This is a genomic window from Blautia coccoides (genome assembly GCF_034355335.1).
GTDB classification, from domain to species: Bacteria; Bacillota; Clostridia; order Lachnospirales; family Lachnospiraceae; genus Blautia; species Blautia producta.
The window spans coordinates 4,298,707-4,320,341 of the sequence record NZ_CP136422.1 but is presented as its reverse complement, the minus strand read 5'-3'; the positions used below and the strand labels follow the sequence as shown (position 1 = coordinate 4,320,341).

At 45.9% G+C, this 21,635-nt stretch carries 8 protein-coding genes and 1 CRISPR repeat array; all 8 genes read left to right on the top strand.

Annotated features, from left to right (window positions below):
- Positions 1-38: 38 nt before the first annotated feature.
- The 8 genes from BLCOC_RS19500 to BLCOC_RS19465 all read left to right on the top strand — a co-directional run bounded on the left by BLCOC_RS19500 (position 39) and on the right by BLCOC_RS19465 (position 21,608).
- A complete protein-coding gene (locus BLCOC_RS19500) occupies positions 39-1,538 on the top strand; it encodes a response regulator transcription factor (protein WP_115623120.1) in 1,500 nt (499 codons plus the stop codon).
- A 13-nt stretch (positions 1,539-1,551) separates the two neighbouring features.
- Positions 1,552-2,847, top strand: coding sequence for an L-cysteine desulfidase family protein (locus BLCOC_RS19495; protein WP_115623119.1), 1,296 nt, complete (start codon positions 1,552-1,554; stop codon positions 2,845-2,847).
- A 12-nt stretch (positions 2,848-2,859) separates the two neighbouring features.
- The gene (locus tag BLCOC_RS19490; protein ID WP_115623118.1) at positions 2,860-4,221 is read left to right on the top strand and encodes a M20/M25/M40 family metallo-hydrolase; all 1,362 of its coding nucleotides are present in this window, start codon (positions 2,860-2,862) and stop codon (positions 4,219-4,221) included.
- A 63-nt stretch (positions 4,222-4,284) separates the two neighbouring features.
- Positions 4,285-5,202, top strand: coding sequence for an aldo/keto reductase (locus tag BLCOC_RS19485; RefSeq protein WP_018598299.1), 918 nt, complete (start codon positions 4,285-4,287; stop codon positions 5,200-5,202).
- A gap of 216 nt (positions 5,203-5,418) precedes the next feature.
- Entirely contained in the window at positions 5,419-8,043 is a 2,625-nt protein-coding gene (gene ppdK, locus BLCOC_RS19480; protein ID WP_018598298.1) for a pyruvate, phosphate dikinase, read from the top strand.
- A gap of 136 nt (positions 8,044-8,179) precedes the next feature.
- Entirely contained in the window at positions 8,180-9,406 is a 1,227-nt protein-coding gene (locus BLCOC_RS19475; RefSeq protein ID WP_029468386.1) for a helix-turn-helix domain-containing protein, read from the top strand.
- A 146-nt stretch (positions 9,407-9,552) separates the two neighbouring features.
- Positions 9,553-17,124 (top strand): FIVAR domain-containing protein, encoded by a 7,572-nt coding sequence (locus BLCOC_RS19470; protein WP_115623117.1) that lies wholly within the window; start codon positions 9,553-9,555, stop codon positions 17,122-17,124.
- Positions 17,125-17,476: 352 nt separating this feature from the next.
- Positions 17,477-20,063: a CRISPR direct-repeat array (repeat unit 33 nt; unit sequence GTCACTCTCTGCGAGGAGAGTGTGGATTGAAAT).
- A 507-nt stretch (positions 20,064-20,570) separates the two neighbouring features.
- Positions 20,571-21,608, top strand: a complete 1,038-nt coding sequence (locus BLCOC_RS19465) for a LacI family DNA-binding transcriptional regulator (RefSeq protein WP_029468388.1) — start codon at positions 20,571-20,573, stop codon at positions 21,606-21,608.
- The last annotated feature ends 27 nt before the right edge of the window (positions 21,609-21,635 follow it).

Sequence of the window (21,635 nt, the reverse complement as noted above, 5' to 3'; positions counted from 1 at the left end):
TTGCGCGCCTCCTGCCGCTGGAGAGAGGGTATACGCAGATGATGAAAATACTGATTGCAGAGGATGAAATTTATGCCAGGAAATCCATGAAAAAGCAGATTATGGAACTGGATTTCGGACGGGAATTCCATATCCTGGAGGCCCAGAACGGGGAGCAGGGACTTGCTCTTTTCAGACAGGAGGAGCCTGACCTGGTATTTACAGATATCCGTATGCCTAAAATGGACGGTCTGGAACTGCTCCGGGAGATCAAAAGGGAAGACCCGGAAGCAAAAGTTATCATGGTTAGCGCGTATGCTGATTTTGAGTACGCAAAATCAGCTATAAAATTCGGGGCAGAGGGATATCTCCTGAAGCCCATAGAGGATGCGGAACTGGAAGAATTTCTGATGAAATTCAGGCAGCAGAGCACCAGAAAAAAGGAACATGCCATGTTCTCGGGAAAGGATATTGTGACCAGATTTATCGCCCAGAGTGTACAGGAGGAGGATGCAGGAAAGGACTTGCTGGCAGAGCGCATGTTTGGCAAAGTTTTCTGGAAATACCAGGTGCTGGTGCTTTGGTTTGCGGGGAGAAAGTATCCGGACCGGGAGGAATTCATGCTGTGGCTGCACAATATATACGGGCAGGAGGTCTGGACTGCTTTTCGACTGATAGAGCTTGAGAAAGACATCTGGATGATGGTTATGGGGGCAGACGGACAGAGCCGTTTTCGGCAGAAGCGCATTGTCCAGAAGCTTCCCAAAGAGGGATATGAATGCTATCTGGGCATAAGCGCAGAATGTCAGGAGCCGGGAGAACTGAAGTCCGCTCTTGCCCAGGCAACTGCGGCGGCGGAGAACAGGATTTACAGTGATGAGCATCTGCTGGAATACCGTGAGCTTGCCAAAATAAAAGCAGTGAAATATGAAATGACAGAAGAACAGAAAAATTTCCTGCAGATAGCTCTGGAGAGAAAGAGCAGGGACAGGATACAGTCTGCATTTAGCGAGATTTTTCGTGATATGGGGGAAAAAGGAAGGATCCATGTGGACAGTTTGGAGATATTTCTGGCACAGGCCGCTCTGATGATCCATCAGGCAGCTGGCAGGCCCATACCCAGACTTCGTCTGATAGATTTTGCCAACATGGAGGAGATGAAATCAAGGCTTCTGGAGACTGCTTTGGAATACTGTGCCTGCGGTCCGGAAGTCCGGTCTTCTAAAGGGGAAGATATTATCCGGGGCATGAAGGAGTATGCACAGAAAAATTATCACATGGATATCTCGGTCAGAATGCTGGCGGAAAAAGTTTTTTTTATGAATGCGGCCTATCTGAGCCATCTCTTTACAGAGAAAACAGGTATCAGCTATTCCGCATATATCCGCCGTTTAAGGGTGGAAAAAGCGAGAGAACTACTGGAGAGGGACGCTTACTCCATCACGGATATTGCGTCTATGGTGGGGTATAACGATACCTCCCAGTTTATACGGATATTTAAACAGGAGACAGGGATGACACCCAGAAAATTCAGGTGTCAGAGCCTAAAGGAAAATTGAGAGAGGACAGAACATGGAGGAGAGCAGAAGGAGATTTTATCAGAGCCTGCTGCACAGGGAGATCGCTCCGGCGCTGGGATGTACAGAGCCTGCGGCGGCAGCGCTGACAGCAGCCTGTGCTGCAAAATGCCTGGGATGTATACCGGAGGAGATCCTTGTCAGGACAAGCCAGTATATTCTGAAAAATGCCATGAATGTGGGAATTCCGGGCATCGGTATGACGGGTCTTGATATTGCGGTGGCACTGGGCGCATTGTCTGCCAGCCCCGAGAAGGAATTGATGATACTAAGCGGTATCAGTCCTGAAAAAAAGAGACAGGCAAAGACAATGACAGAGGAGGGGAAAGTCAGGATAGAGCTGGCTTCCACAGAGGAAAAAATCTATATTGAGGTACAGGTGCGGGCAGGCGCTGAGACGGCAAAGGCAATCACGGCAGAGGCACATAAAAATATTACATATGTAGAAAAAAACGGCAGGGTCTGTTACCGGAAGGAGCGGAAAATAAGAAAAGCGGAAGAGACTGCAGAGGAACCATATACGGTTACTCTTGAAGAAATCCTGGATTTTTCAGAACACACGGCTCTAGAGAATCTGGGATTTTTAAGAGAGGTCATACAGATCAACAGAGAGATCGCTCTGGAAGGGATCAGCCACAAATATGGTCTGCAGGTGGGAAAGAATCTCATGGACGGTACAGAAAACGGGCTTGTGGGACAGGATGCCGCCAACTATGCGGCGGCCATGACAGCGGCTGCCGCAGATGCACGGATGGCGGGATGTGAAAAACCTGTGATGAGTGCAGCCGGAAGCGGGAATCAGGGCCTGACAGCCACAATTCCCATCGCGGCTGTTGGTGAGAAGCTGGAACTGGGGGAGGAGAAGATCCTGCGTGCTCTGGCTCTCAGCATTTTGCTCACGGTACATACTAAACACTATCTGGGCAGACTTTCCGTTCTCTGCGGCTGCTCCATTTCCTCTGCCATGGGTGTGGCCTGCGGGATCGTTTTTATGCTGGGCGGGACATACGCACAGATGACCTGGGCGATCAACAGTATGGTGGCGGATATTTCAGGGGTTGTCTGTGACGGGGCAAAGCCCGGATGTGCCCTGAAAATAGCCACTGCGGTCCAGTCTGCTGTCCGGGCAGCCAATATGGCGCTGAACGGAAGCGGAGCAGACAGCCATGACGGAATTGTGCATGTCAATGCGGAGAAGACACTGGAGAATCTGGGAATCCTGGGAAACTGGGGTATGATGGATACGAACAGGATCATTCTAGAACTGATGCTGGAGAAACAGAAGATATAAAGGGGGAATATTATGGAGACTTCGGCAGTGGACCGCGAACTGGATGTGTGGCTTTCAGAAAAAGAAAATGACATGGTGGAGGATATAGCCTCCCTGGTGGAGATACCCAGTATTTCCGGGGGACGAAAGGGCAGTGCGCCCTATGGGAAAGCGTGCCGGGAGGTCCTTTTAAAGATACTGGAAATAGGCCAAAGATATGGCTTTCCCTGTCGTTCTTTTCAGGATAAATGTGCGGTCATCCAGTATGGGACTGGCAGAAAAACCGTAGGGATCTGGGGACATCTGGATGTGGTGCCTGAGGGAAACGGCTGGCTGTATCCCCCCTTTGCCTGTACCAGAAAAGGTGATATACTGATAGGCAGAGGTGTACAGGATAACAAAGGGCCGGTGATAGCCTTCCTGTACGCCATGCGGTATTTGAAAGAAAAAGGTTTTGTCCCGGTTGTGACATTTCAGCAGATATTGGGATGCAGGGAAGAACTGGATATGGAAGATGTGACTTCATATTTAAAAGAAAACCCGGCCCCGGATCTCTCTTTTGTGACAGACTGCGCTTTTCCTGTATGTTATGGGGAAAAAGGCATCTGCAGGGTGGAATTAATATCTGAAAGACTTGACGGAAACATGATCCTTGCGGGAGGAAGCGCTTCAAACAGCATCCCGGCATATGCGTCTGCCGAGATCCGGCTTGCAGACGGGGGGCAAAAAACCATACAGACGAAGGGGATTTCCGGACATGCGGCATTTCCCCTGGGAGCGAAAAATGCTCTGGGAATACTGGCAGAGAAAATAGCGGATGAATGCACAGAGGCCTGCATTCTCTCCGAAAGAGAAAAGGCAGTGCTGGAGTTTTTGAAAAAGGCCTGTGGAGAAGGATTTGGCAGGGAACTTAACATAGACTGTGAGGATCATATTTCCGGTGTGCTCACCGCATCGGGCACGGTTGTGAAGGCGGAGGGGGAAAGGATTGTTCTTGGGATGGATATCCGATATCCGGTTACAGCAAAAGTAGGAGAGATCCTGGAGAAGCTGGGAAATGAAGCCGGAAAATACGGGTTTTCCATCCGCAGATATGAGGATGATCCACCTTCTTACGTGGATAAGGATACACCGCTTGTCACCTGTCTTACAGAGGCCTATGAGGAAGTGATGAAAGACGGGAAAAAACCGTATGTGATGGGCGGAGGGACATATGCCAGAAAGATTCCAAATGCGGTGGGTTTCGGCCCCGGACTGGATTTTAATAGGAAGGAGGCCGAACTGCCGAAAGGACACGGGGACTGCCACAGCGCGGATGAGGTACAGTCGGTGAGCAGTCTGAAAATGGCAGTGCGCATTTATGTGAAAGCCTTGCAAAAACTTGATAAGCTGTAAAAAAACGAGATGCCGGCACAGTTTTCCCGGCATAGATTGAGACAGAGAAAGGGGAACAGCAAAATGAAAAAAATTGAAATTGGAAAAGGGAAGATCAGTGGGTCAGAGATAGGACTGGGGTGTATGAGAATCACAGGCCTTCCATCTGTAAAGGAAGTCAGAAACCTGGTGGATACAGCTATGGATTGCGGGATTGATTTTTTTGACCATGCGGATATCTATGCAGGAGGCGAGGCAGAGCAGGTTTTCGGACAGGCCATAGACCCAGGCATCAGAGAAAAGATGATCATTCAGACTAAATGTGCCATTCGCCCGGGCATCTGTTATGATTTTTCTAAAAAGCATATTCTGGAGTCTGTGGACAAAAGTCTGGCACGCCTTCAGACAGATTATATTGATATCTTGCTGCTGCACCGGCCGGATACTCTGATGGAACCGGAAGAAGTGGCAGAGGCTTTTGAAGAATTGGAAAGATCAGGGAAGGTGCGCTGTTTTGGCGTCAGCAACCAGAATGCCATGCAGATGGAACTTCTGAACCAATACTGCGGCGGAAAGATACTGATAGACCAGCTTCAGTTCAGCATTGCCCACTGCGATATCATCGATTCCGGGATCAATGTGAATGTACACAATGACGCAGGTGCCAACAGGGACGGAAGCGTTCTGGAATACTGCCGGCTGAAAGGCATCACTATTCAGGCCTGGTCACCGTTCCAGTACGGGATGTTTGAGGGAGTATTCCTCAACTGCGATAAATTTCCGGAGCTGAACCGCCTGATAGATGAACTTGCGGAAAAATATCAGGTCACAAACAACGCAGTTGCAGTCGCCTGGATCCTCCGCCATCCTGCCAGGATACAGACCATCGTGGGCAGTACCAGTCAGGAAAGAATACGCGGGATCTGTCAGGCATCTGATGTAAAACTCACCAGAGAAGAGTGGTATGCTTTATACATGGCAGCAGGAAAACAGCTTCCGTAAGCACAGGCAGTCCGAAATGACGAATTTCGGACTGCTTTTTCTATAAAATCATGGGAAACCCCCAATTTTCATGATTTTTACCATTCTTACTTGACTAATATTCCCAAAATGATTAAAATAGGTTGTGTGCGGGCTTTGCCCGCCGGCGTGATACGGCAGAGGGGGATACGCTTCTCTGTACAAGTCATACAACTACTTTTAGGAGGAATGTTCAAAATGGCAAAATGGGTTTACTTATTTAGTGAAGGAAACGCCAACATGAGAAACCTGCTCGGTGGTAAGGGTGCCAACCTGGCAGAAATGACCAACTTAGGTATGCCGATTCCGCAGGGCTTCACTGTTACAACTGAAGCTTGTACAAACTATTACGACAATGGCAAAAAAATCTCTGAAGAAATCCAGGGTCAGATCTTCGAGGCTCTGACAGAACTGGAAAAGATTCAGGGAAAGAAATTTGGAGATAATGAAGATCCGTTACTGGTATCTGTTCGTTCTGGTGCGAGAGCATCCATGCCTGGTATGATGGATACTATCCTGAACCTGGGTCTGAACGACATTGCAGTGGAAGGTTTTGCTAAGAAAACCGGAAACGCTAGATTCGCATATGATTCCTACAGACGTTTCATCCAGATGTATTCTGACGTAGTTATGGAAGTGCCGAAGTCTTTCTTTGAAAAGATCATTGATGAAGTAAAAGAAGCAAAAGGCGTTCAGTACGATACAGAATTGACAGTTGACGATTTAAAAGAGCTGGTTCAGAGATTCAAAGCTATCTACTCTGAGGAGATGAATGGCGAAGAATTCCCGCAGGATCCCAAAGAGCAGTTACTGGGAGCAGTAAAAGCTGTATTCCGTTCCTGGGACAACCCGCGTGCTATTGTATACCGCCGTATGAACGACATCCCGGGAGACTGGGGAACAGCCGTTAACGTACAGGCAATGGTATTCGGCAACATGGGTGAGACATCCGGTACAGGTGTTGCATTTACACGTAACCCATCCACAGGTGAAAAAGGTATCTATGGTGAGTACCTGATCAACGCACAGGGTGAGGACGTTGTTGCCGGTGTTCGTACACCGCAGCCGATCAGCAAACTGGCAGAAGATCTGCCGAAATGCTACAGACAGTTCATGGAGCTGGCTATGAAACTGGAAAACCATTACCGCGATATGCAGGATATGGAATTCACCATTCAGGAAGGAAAACTGTACTTCCTGCAGACACGTAACGGTAAGAGAACTGCTCCGGCAGCTATCCAGATCGCCTGCGACCTGGTAGACGAAGGCATGATCACACCGGAAGAGGCAGTTTGCCGTATCGAAGCTAAATCCTTAGACCAGTTACTGCATCCTACCTTTAATGCAGAGGCGTTAAAAGCAGGCGAAGTAATCGGTTCCGCTCTGCCGGCATCTCCGGGTGCAGCAGCAGGTAAAGTTTACTTCACAGCTGACGAAGCAAAAGCTGCTCACGAAGCAGGCGAGAGAGTTATCCTGGTTCGTCTGGAGACATCTCCGGAAGATATCGAGGGTATGCACGCTGCTCAGGGTATCCTGACTGTTCGTGGCGGTATGACTTCTCATGCAGCCGTAGTTGCACGTGGTATGGGAACATGCTGTGTATCCGGATGCGGAGAGATCAAGATCAACGAAGAAGAGAAATGGTTCACATTAGGCGGATATACATTCAAAGAAGGCGATTACATCTCTCTGGATGGAACATCCGGTAAGATCTATAAAGGCGACATTCTGACAGAAGAAGCTTCTGTAGGCGGAAACTTCGGCCGTATCATGAGATGGGCTGACCAGTTCCGTAAACTGCAGGTTCGTACCAATGCGGATACACCGGTTGATACAGAAAACGCAGTAAAACTGGGTGCAGAAGGTATCGGTCTCTGCCGTACAGAGCATATGTTCTTTGAGCCGGAACGTATTCCGAAGATCCGTAAGATGATCCTGTCCGACAATGTAGAAGCAAGAGAAGCAGCACTGAATGAGCTGATCCCTTACCAGAAAGCAGACTTCAAGGCTATGTACAAAGCCCTGAGAGGACGCCCGATGACTGTTCGTTATTTAGATCCGCCGCTTCATGAGTTCGTTCCTACAGATCCGGAAGATATCAAGGCTCTGGCTGAAGATATGGGACTGACTGTAGAAGAAGTACAGGCGAAATGTGATGACCTGCACGAGTTCAACCCAATGATGGGACATCGTGGATGCCGTCTGGCAGTGACCTATCCGGAAATCGCTAAGATGCAGACAAGAGCCGTGATCGAAGCTGCGATCGAAGTAAAAGAAGAGATGGGATACGACATCGTTCCGGAGATCATGATCCCGTTAGTAGGCGAGAAGAAAGAGCTGAAATTCGTTAAAGATGTTGTTGTTGCAACAGCAGAGGAAGTTATGAAAGAGAAAGGCGAATACATCAACTACCATGTAGGAACCATGATCGAGATTCCTCGTGCGGCCCTGACAGCAGATGAGATCGCTGAAGAAGCAGAATTCTTCTCCTTCGGTACCAATGACTTAACTCAGATGACATTCGGCTTCTCCCGTGATGACGCTGGTAAGTTCTTAGGTTCCTACTACAGCAACAAGATTTATGAATCTGACCCATTTGCAAAACTGGATCAGACAGGCGTAGGCCAGTTAGTACAGATGGCTGCAGAAAAAGGACGTAAGACTAACCCGACTCTGAAAATGGGTATCTGCGGCGAGCACGGCGGAGATCCGTCTTCTGTAGAATTCTGCCACAAAGTTGGTCTGAACTACGTTTCCTGCTCACCGTTCCGTGTGCCGATCGCAAGACTTGCAGCAGCACAGGCAGCGCTGAATAATAAATAATCTATTTTGCCAATAGAATAAATGTACGCGAAAGCGTATTGTGTCCAAGCAGAGGCTCCCTCGTATGAAAATACGGGGGAGTTGTTTTTAAATACAGGCAGTAAGACTGCAGGAATCAGGAAAGGCAGGACCTAAAATGCGGCAGCCATTCTTTTTAGAACATATGGTAAATTTGATCCATGCGCCTTTTTATGTCTTTGACGACCGGAAACAAATGATACAAAAATTTGGCGGCAGAGAGATAGAAACAATTCTATTTGAAAAAAATCCGGAATTGCTGCAGAAAGCGTATTCCAAGAAAAACGAAGAACATCCTGTTATCTTTACAGACAAAGTTCTGGTATTCGCAGTGTTTGACAGGGGTCTGGCAGAGAAAAGCATAATGATCGCCGGGCCTGTCACCATAGGACGTCTGAGTCAGGAAACCCTGATACAGCTTCGCAGGGAATATAAACTGGGAAGGAAGAGTGGATATACCCCTCCTGTGTGTCCCCTGGATAAGTTTGTCTCAGGAGTCCTGTTGCTGCACTGGCATCTGACAGGACAGGAACTGACATCGGCTGAACTTTGGCAGAAGAATCAGCAATATTATACGGCGACCTTGAATATCCAGAACCGCATCTCCCAGGATATTTTTATGAGGCAGGAGAATGCAGGGCTTCACAATCCCTACGAACAGGAACTCAGAGAACTGGACAGTATTGAAAAGGGAGATACAGAGGCTTTGACCCGAAGTATCTCGGAGACATATGAGGGAGAGATCGGAATTCTTGCAAAGGATCCCCTCCGCTCCCATAAAAATGTAGCGGTGGGTAATATTACATTGGCCTCAAGGGCTGCCATCCGGGGAGGGATCAGTGTAGAGAAATCGTTTTCCATGGCTGACAGCTTTATACAGCAAGTGGAAGAAATTGATAATGTGCCGGAGGTGGAGGCATTTAAGAGGGAATCCCAGTATTTTTATGCCAGGCTTGTAAATGAGGAAAATACCCGGGGAGGAGAAAAGCAGAATGTCAGAGCCAATCCTCTGATCGGACAGGTTAAGGATTATATTTTCAACCATCTGCACGATACCATTCAGGTGTCGGATATTGCCGCGTACATACAGGTGAATCCGGATTATCTCTCCCATCTGTTCAGCTCCCAGGAAAAAATGACCATTACCAATTATATCCGTCAGGAGAAGGTGAGAAGAGGGGAGAATCTTTTGAAATATTCTGATTACAGGGTCCAGGAAATTGCGTTTTATCTGGGATTTTGTTCCCAGAGCCATTTTGCCAGAGTATTTCAGCAGATTGTGGGCATGAATCCGAATGAATACCGTAAGAAATTCGGAAATAGGAAAAAATGGAAAATGAAATAAGATTTGTGACTAACAGCTAAGATATGTGATATATCTTAGCTGTTTTTTTCTTTATAATCATAAAAGGTAAAGGCATGGCTGTGAGCAGGACATGCGTCCCAACAGTGATTGGGAAAGTACCGAAAAGGAGATTAGGAGGAAAGAAAATGAAAGGTTTTAAGAGAGGAATTGCTGCAGCGACTACGGCGGCACTCTGCCTGACATCCATACCGATGAATGGGCTTTGCCTGGTTTCTGCGGCAGAACCGGACAGGACAGTTAAGCTTCAGCCCGGTCTGGCATCCACCTTCCATGACACCAATGAAGACGGTCTCGGTGAATTTGAAGGATGGGGAACATCACTTTGCTGGTGGGCCAACCGCATTGGCTACAGTGACGCAATGACAGAAAAAGCGGCAGAGGTGTTCTTCAGCGATAAGGGGCTGGATATGAATATCGGCCGTTATAATGTGGGCGGCGGTGATCATGTGGGAGTACCTACAGAAGTGCCGGTTAATGAAAAGGCACTGTTTTACGATCTTGAAACAGAGGGGTATAAACCGCAGTATTCGGGATCTAAAATGGCAGTGAGTGAGAATTCTGCCATGAAGGACCTGCAGTATACAGTATCTGACGCTGATTTTGGCATCACAAAGGGAAATAAGGTTGGGACTTTTAAGTCGATTGGCTGGATCAATAAGTTGGGGGATACACCAGGTGACGGAGATAATCTTCGCTACACAGTCAATGCAAAAGAGGAAGGCAAATATACTGTAAAACTGTTATTGACCCTTACAGGCAGCAATAAAAGGGATGTGGCTGTCCGGGTGAATGACAGTGAGGATCATATTGTAGACGCAGACACCATCAACAAGAATCTGATCGCGTCAGGCAATAATAATCTGCTGTTTTTAGTAACAATTCCGGATGTGAATTTGAACGCCGGAGAGAACACGCTTAACATTGCAGGGAAAAATGACTGGACACTGGATTTTGTGAAGATGGCAGTCATCAAATCCGGTGAGGAAGGGACACTGCCGGAGGGTGAAGAATATCTTCACAGTCCCCATATTACACGTTCCGATTCCGCAGTTCCCGGATATGCAGTGGATGTTACCAAAATTGATACTAGTAAACATGAGTTGTCATGGTATGAGGATAATTTTGACAGAGCTGACGAGGAATGCGGATACGCATGGAATTATAACTGGGATGCAGATGTGAACCAGCTTAATATTTTAAAAGCGGCAGCAGAAGCCAGCGGCGAGGATTTCATAGCGGAGGCCTTCTCCAACTCTCCGCCGTACTTTATGACAAACAGCGGATGCAGTTCAGGAGCTGTAGATGCCAACAAGGACAATCTGCGGTCTGACTCCTATCATGCCTTTGCTGCGTATATGGCGGATGTGATCGAGCATTGGAATGATGAAGATGTCATCACATTCCAGAGTACCACCCCGATGAATGAGCCGTATACAAGTTATTGGGGCGCATACAGCAACAAGCAGGAGGGGTGCCATTTTGACCAGGGGGAATCCCAGTCAAAGATTATAGAGGCATTGAATGAAGAGCTGAAGAAAAAAGAGATTGACATTATAATCTCAGGAACAGATGAGACAAGCATTGATACAGCCATTACTTCCTACAATGCCCTCTCTGATGAAGCAAAGAATATTATCCAAAGAATCGATACCCATACATACGGCGGCTCCAAACGCTCCGAACTGAAAGCTCTGGCTGAAGACCAGGAGAAGAATCTGTGGATGTCAGAGGTGGACGGTGCCTACACAGCAGGGACCAATGCGGGAGAAATGAGCGCGGCTCTCGGCATGGCAAAAGCCATGATGCAGGATGTAAACGGACTGAACGCTAGTGCCTGGATCCTCTGGAATGCCATTGATATGCATGTGGATAAGGAGATTACAACCAGCAGTGACGCTGACTATGCAAGCCTGGATGAGCTGTACAGGAGAGTGGATATGAACAGTGGTTACTGGGGCATTGCCATAGGTGATCATGACAATGAAGACATCCTGCTTACAAAGAAATATTATGCGTACGGACAGCTTTCCAGATATATCCGTCCCGGCTATACGATCATCGGTTCCAGTGATGATACACTGGCAGCATATGACCCGGAAGGCGGAAAAGTTGTAGTCGCAGCAGTGAATACTTCAGGTGAGGACAAAACCTGGAAATTTGATCTATCCAGCTTCAGTACCATGGGTGACAACGTGACTGCCATTCGTACCAGCGGTTCTCTTAAAGATGGAGAAAACTGGGCAGATGTTTCCTCAGATGGTGATATTATTGCAGATACAGTTAAAAAAAGTATTACTGCCACACTGAAAGCAAATTCTATTACCACTTATACTGTGGATGGTGTTACTTATGACAGCACGGCAGAAGAGATTACTAAAATAGAGGATGTAAACGTATATACCATAGAAGACATTCCGGCTGTACTGCCCGAAACAGTGCAGACAGTTACCAATAAAAACAATACCATGGAAAAGAAAGTGACATGGAATCTTGAGGGAGTGGATCTGACCCAGAGCGGAGATGTCACAGGTAGCGTGGAAGGCACAACATTGACAGCTACAGCCAAAATACAGGTTGTGGCACCCAATATGATTTATTTTATTGACTGCAACAGCCCGGAATCACCTAAATACGCGGCTATGGATCAGTATGCGGACCTTCTTAATGAAAAGGCGGATCAGGCATATACAGAAGGTTCATGGGGCTATCTGGATGCTTACGGGAAGTATAATGGTGATGTAAAGGATGAATACGATACAGGCTGGTATGCGAATTCCGGCCAGACGATCAAGTATACAGTACCCCTTGATGTCGGAAAGTATAATGTCACCTTTGGTTTTAAAGAATGGTGGAGAGATAGCAATAAATCCCGTAAGATGACAATATCTGCAACACAAGAAAGCGGTACAAAGGAGCTTGGATCCTCCAATACATGGAACGGCGGTAATTGGTGGAATTCCGATACTTTTGAACTGGTTTGTGAGGAGACGGGAGATGTAACATTTAGTATTGAGAAGCAATCCGGACAGCCGGATCCGGTGCTTTCTTTTATCCAGATTCAAAAAGTTCTGGATTTAGATGAATTAAAAGCAGCTCTGAAAGCAGCTTCCGAAGTGGAAAGAGGCCTTTATCCGGCAGCGAAACTGGCAGTTCTGGATGCGGCAGTAGAAGCAGGTAAAGCTCTTGCTCTGAAAGCATCCACAACACAGGAAGAGCTTACAGATAGCGCCAAAGCCATCACAGATGCTATTGAAGCACTGGGCACAGGATACACGGAGGAGGAAATCGCAGCAAATGATCATGTTCTGTATCTGGTAAACTGCGGTACTTCTGATGCATCAGTGATTCCGGAAAATTATATTCTCGGCTTATATCAGTCTAATGTGGATCAGGAGTATGCAGCAGATGCAGACACCGGCTTAAGCTGGGGGTATGAGCCGAATGATGAGAATACAAAGATTGTAAACGGCGGCAAAAACGCAACGGATATAACGGAAAGTTATATTTATATGGCAGATACAGGTATCACATTTGTCAAAGATGTCAGCGGCTTCAAATATAAATTTGAACTTCCTGACAGAGCAAACAGCGATTATGCTGTGACATTAGGATTTAAAAATCCATGGGATACAAGAGATGTAGATATCAAACTGGAAGGGGAAACTGTTGAAAGTGATTTGACCCTGACAAAATCACAGTTGATCGAAAAGACTTATAAAACAGAGGTTACGGACGGAGAGCTGAACGTGATGGTCCACAGTCCGAAACGTACAAACCAGTACGGAGACCCTGTACTCAGCTATATTATTGTCAAGGCAGTTGCCGCATATACAACGGACAGGATCACAGAAGTGATCGCATCTTACCAGTCAGCCATGGAGGGGCACAGCTATTCCGAATCAACAAAAGGAGCTTTTGATGAAGCGGTACAGGAAGCTCAGGCATTGGTTGATAACGGATCCACCGATCAGAAGGCTATCAAAAATGCGCTGAATAAATTGGAAGAAACGTACAATGCTTTGAAAGAGATCTATACCTATTCTTCTATCACAGGCACAAACGGGGCACAGTTGTTTGATAACAACGGCAATAAGATCCAGGCGCACGGCGGACAGATCCAGCAGTTTACCATCGACGGGGAAACCAAATATTATTGGTATGGTGAAGATAAAACAAATGGTTACCGCCCGGTTGTAGGGGTTCATTTGTATACTTCTTCAGATTTATATAACTGGACAGATGAGGGTGTCGTGCTGAGAAGTATTCCGGTATCTGAGGAAGACTATGGAAAAGACCAGACAGATGGTTACAAAGCAGATCTTACTATCTTTGAAACAGATGAATATTTTAAAAATCTGTATGGCGAATATGCAGACCAGGACCCGGATGATACGGACAACTACAGCAGTAAGCTGGAAGAGGTTTACTGGAATCTGGCTGAGGACAGAACCGTTATTGAGCGGCCAAAAGTTTTATACAATGATGCAACCGGAAAATATGTAATGTGGTTCCACGCAGATGGGCGTACACCTACAAGCAGTGCTGATTATGGAAAAGCAAGAGCCGGAATTGCCATCAGTGACAGCCCAACCGGACCGTTTAAGCTGCTGGGAACTTATAAGCTTCATGACAGTAAAGATGCTAATCACAGTTGGGATAACGTTGGCGGGGCAGTACGTGATATGAACCTGTTTAAAGATGAGGACGGACAGGGATATGTCATCTATTCATCAGATGGAAACCTGACAACTTATATTGCAAAATTAAATGATTCTTATACAGGCCTGATCGCAGACCCGAAAGAGGCTGTGGAGGGTACAGGCAAAGATGCAGAAGAACTGAGAGAATCCGACTATACAAGAAACTTTATTGATGCGTCAAGAGAAGCACCGGCGATGTTTAAGTACAAAGGAAAATACTATATTGTCAACTCAGGATGTACGGGATGGGCACCAAATAAAGCCCAGTATGCCGTAGCAGACCATCCTTTGGGACCATGGACTGTGATGGGGGATCCCTGTGTAGGCGATTCGAAAGGGACAACCTTTGACACTCAGAGCACTTGTGTATTCCCTGTAGATGCGGAGAAGGGCAAATTTATTTACATGGGTGACCGCTGGTATGATCCGGACACAGGAGGAGATTTAAGTGATTCCAGATATGTATGGCTTCCAGTTGAATTCCTTCCAGGTGATCAGATCCAGTTAAAAGACTATGCGGATTGGACGCTGGAAGAACTGGAAAACAAAGCCAGCTTTGAAATTGTCAGCGGCCTTCCAACGGTTGTGAGTTCTGTATCTGAAATCCAAGAAGTTCTTCCGAGTACAGTTGTGGTTGATTTTGGAAGTACAACTGCTGAGATGGATGTGACATGGGATCTGGGTACTCTGGCTGAGGATAAGCTGGGTATTGCGGCAGTGACAGGAATCCTGACTGACGGAAACCGGAAATTTACACATAATATAAGCATTGTAAATCCAAAATTAATCTATTTCTTTGACAGCGGTGCAGATACTTCTGAGTATTATGATACAGTAAATGCAAATCTGTTAGGCAGATTAAGGAACGGGGCACCGGACGGAGCTTATACAGAGGAGAACGGCGCTGGATATACTGGTGTGACACAGTCCCAGGATAAGGATAACTATGATTTAGGACACCGTTCCGGTGATAATTACCTCTCAAATGGATGGTGGGCGGCATCCGGTAAGAACATTGAATATGCATTTGACCTGGAGCCAGGTACCTATACAGTGTCTGCAGGATTCCAGGAATGGTGGAATACCAGCAGGCCGTCAAAAATGACCATTAAATCAGGGGACAAGATCTTAAAAGAAAAAGCATTCACAGTTTATAACACAAGTACAGACCTCCAGGTAAATCAGACATTTGAAGTGACGGAGGAAAATGCTGGAAGGATTACCGTGACAATCAGTAAAACCGGAAATCCGGACCCTGTGCTTAGTTGGATTGCAGTGACACACGATGACGCTTCAGTAAACAAAGATAAACTGGAAACATTGATCACAGCGGCAGGCGCTTTAAAGAAAGAGAATTATTCAGAAGCAACCTGGGCAGTTCTTTCCTCAGCACTGGATGAAGCGATAAAAGCTGCTGAAAATGAAGAGGACCAGAAAGCAGTAGATGAGGTGGTCAGAGCACTGCTGGCAGCCATGGAAGGTTTGGAAAGCACTGCTGATAAAGATGAGCTTCAGAAATTAGTGGATGAAGTGAATGGATTTGATCATTCCATTTATACTGCTGCATCCTGGAGTGAATATGAGGCTGTTGTAGGACAGGCAAAAACAGATGCGCAGAGAGTTCTTGACGATCATACGGCAATAAAAGAAGATGTGGATGCAGCAATCAAAGCCCTGCATACAGCATTTGAAGACGGAAAAGAAAAATTAGTCACCATTCAGTCTGTACTGGAATCCGGAATTGCGGAAAACAGAATTTCGGAGAGCAGCAAGGACAGCTATACAGAAGAAAGCTGGGCAGATTATCAGACAGCATTAGAAGCTGCTGAAAAGTTAATGGGGTCTAATGATGAAGCTGCTGTAAATGCAGCCATTGAAATTCTTGCGGAGGCAAGAAAAGCACTGGTTCAAAAGCCGGAGCATGTGGTGGATAAGACAGAACTGATCGAGGCAATTGCTGAAGCACCCGCAGAGGAGGAGGCCGGTCTGTACACGGCAGCTTCCTGGACACCTTACGCAGCAGCACTTACAGAGGCTTTAAATGTGCGTGATAATGAACAGGCAGGGCAGCTTGATGTCGACAGTGCTTTGGCAGTATTGATACAGGCTCAGGAAAAGCTGGTGACATTAGAAGATAAACTGGCAGGCATCATTAAAAAATACAGTGCCGGTATTTCTTCTGAAGAAACCTACACAGCAGAAAGCTGGTCGGCATATGCAAAGGCGCTTGCAGCGGCAGCAGAGCTTCAGGGCAAGGACGGCCTCACAGAAGAGGAAATAGATACGGCAGAGGCAATACTGGCAGAGGCGTATCGTGGACTTGTTCCGGCAGAAATAATTACAGTACACAATGAAGCGTTAAAAGCAGTGATCGAGCAGACAGAACAGTTGAAAAAAGAGGATTACACAGAAGAGGCCTGGACTGTATTTACAGAAGCACTCAGCAAAGCCCAGGGTGTTTATGACAATGAAGAGTCATCTCAGGAGGAAGTAAATACAGCGGTTTCTGCACTTACGGATGCAATCGCGGAATTGAAAAAGCATCCGGCAGTAACAGAAGAAAAGACTGATAAATCTGCATTGCGTGCACTTTTAGAACAGGCTTCACAATTGAAAAAAGACGATTATACAGGGACAACCTGGGAGAAATTCCAGAAAGCCTTCGATGATGCGTCAAACATCAATGAAAGTGACAAGGCTACACAGGAGCAGATTGATACAGCCACAGCAGCTTTGAAAGCAGCAATGGATCAATTGGAAAAAGTTAACGCAGGACCAAATGAAAAGCCGAAAGCGCCGTCTGATAATAAAAATAACGGTACCGGCGGCAAAAAGACAAACACTCCAACCAGCGGAGGAAGCCAGAAAGGAACTTCTTCCGCAAAAACCGGAGATGAAACGCCTATCGGTATGTTTGCAGGCTTTGGAGCTGTGGCACTGATCGCTATCTTCGCTTGTACACTCAGCATTTTGAGGAAAAGAAAAAAATATAATTAATTTTAACAATTTACAGCAAATAGCTTCACTTATTATTTTACATACTCCCGGCAGAAGATTTTTTTCTGCCGGGAGTATGAGACAGAGATAAAAGACTCTGTTGAATTGGTAAATATTTTTGATATTTGGAATAAAAATATCAGCAAGCAAAAGAATACTCCGCACATTTGTGCAGGGTATTCTTTTTTTGCAGTGCGAATGTCAAGTGAACATGAAATACCAGGGGGATTCGCACCTATATTTTATTGGAAAAAATATGATATATGTGTTAGAATAAAAAATAGATATATAGAATATGTGATAAGTGTGCAAAATTCCTATGAGTAATATGGAACATTTGGGAGATTTTGCTGTCACTCTCTGCGAGGAGAGTGTGGATTGAAATGTTCCGCCGGTCGCTCATAATCAACTACGTAACCGTCACTCTCTGCGAGGAGAGTGTGGATTGAAATTTCTCTTTCTATAATGTATTTACAGCCACCGCCAGGTCACTCTCTGCGAGGAGAGTGTGGATTGAAATACTGCCGATAATGGAGAAACGCCAGGCAAATGGGTCACTCTCTGCGAGGAGAGTGTGGATTGAAATAGTGTCTCAAAAAATGGTGGAAAACAGCCCCTGGGTCACTCTCTGCGAGGAGAGTGTGGATTGAAATCCTAAAATCCTGGTCCTGGATGAGCCGACTTCCGGGTCACTCTCTGCGAGGAGAGTGTGGATTGAAATTTGTTTTACATTTATCGAACGGATCTGCAGCCGGTCACTCTCTGCGAGGAGAGTGTGGATTGAAATATATTATCCGTCTTTCTCCCGGCTTTCCCGGCCGGGTCACTCTCTGCGAGGAGAGTGTGGATTGAAATTTTGCGGCTTTCTGGTCTTTATCAAATTTTAGGCGGTCACTCTCTGCGAGGAGAGTGTGGATTGAAATCTCATATCATAGTCAACATTGGATTTGGCTCTCTGGTCACTCTCTGCGAGGAGAGTGTGGATTGAAATTGCAAGTACAGGTAAATTTAAATATTGTACTTATGTCACTCTCTGCGAGGAGAGTGTGGATTGAAATACATACTGACCTGCGTTGATATGATATCCTCTTTCGTCACTCTCTGCGAGGAGAGTGTGGATTGAAATCCCTCAGTGCGTCAGGGAGCACATCCGCCGTGGGTCACTCTCTGCGAGGAGAGTGTGGATTGAAATTGTTAAATACCAGTTTTTCTCATTTGTAGTAAGTGGTCACTCTCTGCGAGGAGAGTGTGGATTGAAATGTTGTATGTATCCCGGATTTTCTGGCATTTCTCAGTCACTCTCTGCGAGGAGAGTGTGGATTGAAATTAAAGCCGCATCGACCAATGGTTCGAGTGCATTTTGTCACTCTCTGCGAGGAGAGTGTGGATTGAAATAAAATCAGTGGACCTTCAGATGTCACCCTACAGGGTCACTCTCTGCGAGGAGAGTGTGGATTGAAATTCTTTTTAACTTATCATAATCAGACTCTATCTGAGTCACTCTCTGCGAGGAGAGTGTGGATTGAAATCATTTTCCGGTCACAGAACCAGATCGTGAAGGTGTGTCACTCTCTGCGAGGAGAGTGTGGATTGAAATTTTTTGAAGTGATCGGAATCTGAATTTTTGAACCGTCACTCTCTGCGAGGAGAGTGTGGATTGAAATTTACTTATTGGTGGTGGTCGGCGTGCTGGCCTTGTCACTCTCTGCGAGGAGAGTGTGGATTGAAATTTCCATGAAATTAAAGATCCCTTTTTCAGTTCTGTCACTCTCTGCGAGGAGAGTGTGGATTGAAATAAATTAGGTTATGTATGTCCGTCAGAAAATGGTTGTCACTCTCTGCGAGGAGAGTGTGGATTGAAATTGGAGGTTCCGGAAGGCGGAGAATTAAAGCATGGTCACTCTCTGCGAGGAGAGTGTGGATTGAAATAGTCCGGATACCCTCTTTACGAATCCGAAAAATCCGTCACTCTCTGCGAGGAGAGTGTGGATTGAAATTATCCCGTCTACTCGCTGCGCCTCACCCCCTGAGCGTCACTCTCTGCGAGGAGAGTGTGGATTGAAATGTCTGTTGATGAATTGAAAACATGGCTTGCAAACGTCACTCTCTGCGAGGAGAGTGTGGATTGAAATGAAACTTCTCATATTTATCCCCCTTATAATCGTATTGTCACTCTCTGCGAGGAGAGTGTGGATTGAAATGCAATGATAAGTTTCTTTCATATAATCAAAAAAGGTCACTCTCTGCGAGGAGAGTGTGGATTGAAATCCTACTGACAGAACACGTCTGGCAACAGCCTCCCGTCACTCTCTGCGAGGAGAGTGTGGATTGAAATTTTTGCAAAGTGCTAAACCTCACGGCAGACCGAAAGTCACTCTCTGCGAGGAGAGTGTGGATTGAAATCGGTCTGACCGTTTCATTTACAGAGATTGCTTTGGTCACTCTCTGCGAGGAGAGTATGGATTGAAATTTTAGACTGGTATGTCAAAACATACCCCGAGAGGTCACTCTCTGCGAGGAGAGTGTGGATTGAAATAAGGAAACAGAATGGTAAAAAGGTGGTGAAGGGGAAGTCACTCTCTGCGAGGAGAGTGTGGATTGAAATGGTGAATGGCTGTTTGCGGGACTACTCGAAGACAGTCACTCTCTGCGAGGAGAGTGTGGATTGAAATGGGTTGTAGCCTTTGAGCATAAGCAGGATCTCGAGTCACTCTCTGCGAGGAGAGTGTGGATTGAAATGACTGTATCTTAGGGAAGGTGTCGGCACAGATAGTCACTCTCTGCGAGGAGAGTGTGGATTGAAATCGGTGTTTAAGATGATAATAGAGCTCTTGGCTCCGTCACTCTCTGCGAGGAGAGTGTGGATTGAAATTCAAAAGGATGGTTGTCAGGTGGCAGAGATAAAAGTCACTCTCTGCGAGGAGAGTGTGGATCGAAATTCCCGAAGTGAGAGGATTTAAGCATAAGTTCCCAGACAATTCTCATATAGTCATATGCGCCAATCTTCACAATCAGGGGCAAAATGTATATATACTACTTCAGTCCATTCCTTTTAACATCAAGCAATATTTTCAACAATATTTTACACTCAAAATTTCTTATACTGAAAAATGCAAATTTACATATTGCTTTATAACAAATTCATTGACACAAATAGAAAATCTAACTATAATAATGGCACAGTAACCCAATAATTTATATACAGCGTTAGTCCATGGCTGACGCTGTTTTCTATACAGGTACCTTGTTAAGGATATGACCAGCTCTGCATCTGCTGCTGTTTTTTAGTCATAAACAGTCTCAGTTGAACTGCTGACATGCTGCGTGCTGCTGCATCAAACTGTGAAAAATAGTAAAATCAGCGCAGTATAGTTGAGCATTCCACATCGTACCTGACACAGGTTTTGCGTCTGGGCGCGGACAAATAAAACTGTTGGAGGATACATATGGCAACGATCAAGGAAATTGCAAAGGCATGTAATGTCTCAATCTCAACGGTTTCCAATATTCTGAACGGCAAGGAAAAGGCCAGGCAGGAGACAAAGGAATTAGTTCTGCAGAAGGCAAAAGAGATGAATTATGTGCCAAACTACATGGCAAAAAATTTAAAACAGAAAAATACCAAAACGATTGGAATCATAGCAGAAGATCTGACTATATTTCATACGCCCACTATTGTGGATGGGATCAGCGCCTGTCTGGAGAAAAAAGGATATACTCTGCTCATGGGCAACATGAGGATGTATCAGAAATATGGCAATGCATTTTATACATTTAAAGAGTACAGCGGTCTGGTCCAGGAAGAAATACAGGAGATGCTTGCAAAACGGGTGGAAGGCATCATTTATGTGGAGGGGCATTATCACGTGATGGACCATATCCCGGAATTATTTGCAGTTCCCACCGTCGCGGTATATGGAAAAGTGGACAGCCGGGAGGTGCCATCCGTTATATATGATGATGAACAGGGAGGGTATGAAGCTGCCAAAGCACTGATTTCTATGGGACATAGAAAAATAGGAGTCATTACTGGCAGCCGTCAAAGTTTCCATACCATAGAACGTATGCGGGGATTTATGAAAGCACTTTTTGATCATGAAATTCCTTTTAACCCCTGCTGGGAAATAAATGGAGAGTGGAACCGGGAAGATGGGTATGCGGGTGCGGAACAATTAGTGCGGCAGGGGGTCACTGCGATTTTTTCCATGAATGATATTATGGCAGGCGGCATTTACGACTATATAAATGAAAAAGGCATGAGGATAGGGAAAGATTTATCTGTGATTGGCTTTGATGACAGAGAAATCAGCGAAGCGTTTTACCCAACACTTTCCACAGTGGCCCTTCCACTGAATCATATGGGGAGTATCGCTGCAGAACTTTTAACTGAGCGTCTGGAAGGAAAGAAGGGCAGTGGGGAAAAGAAAGAATACAAGATTCCCTGTCAAGTCATTAACCGTAATTCAATTTGTAAAATCAAGTAAATGAAATATCTGTTTCATAGAAATGGA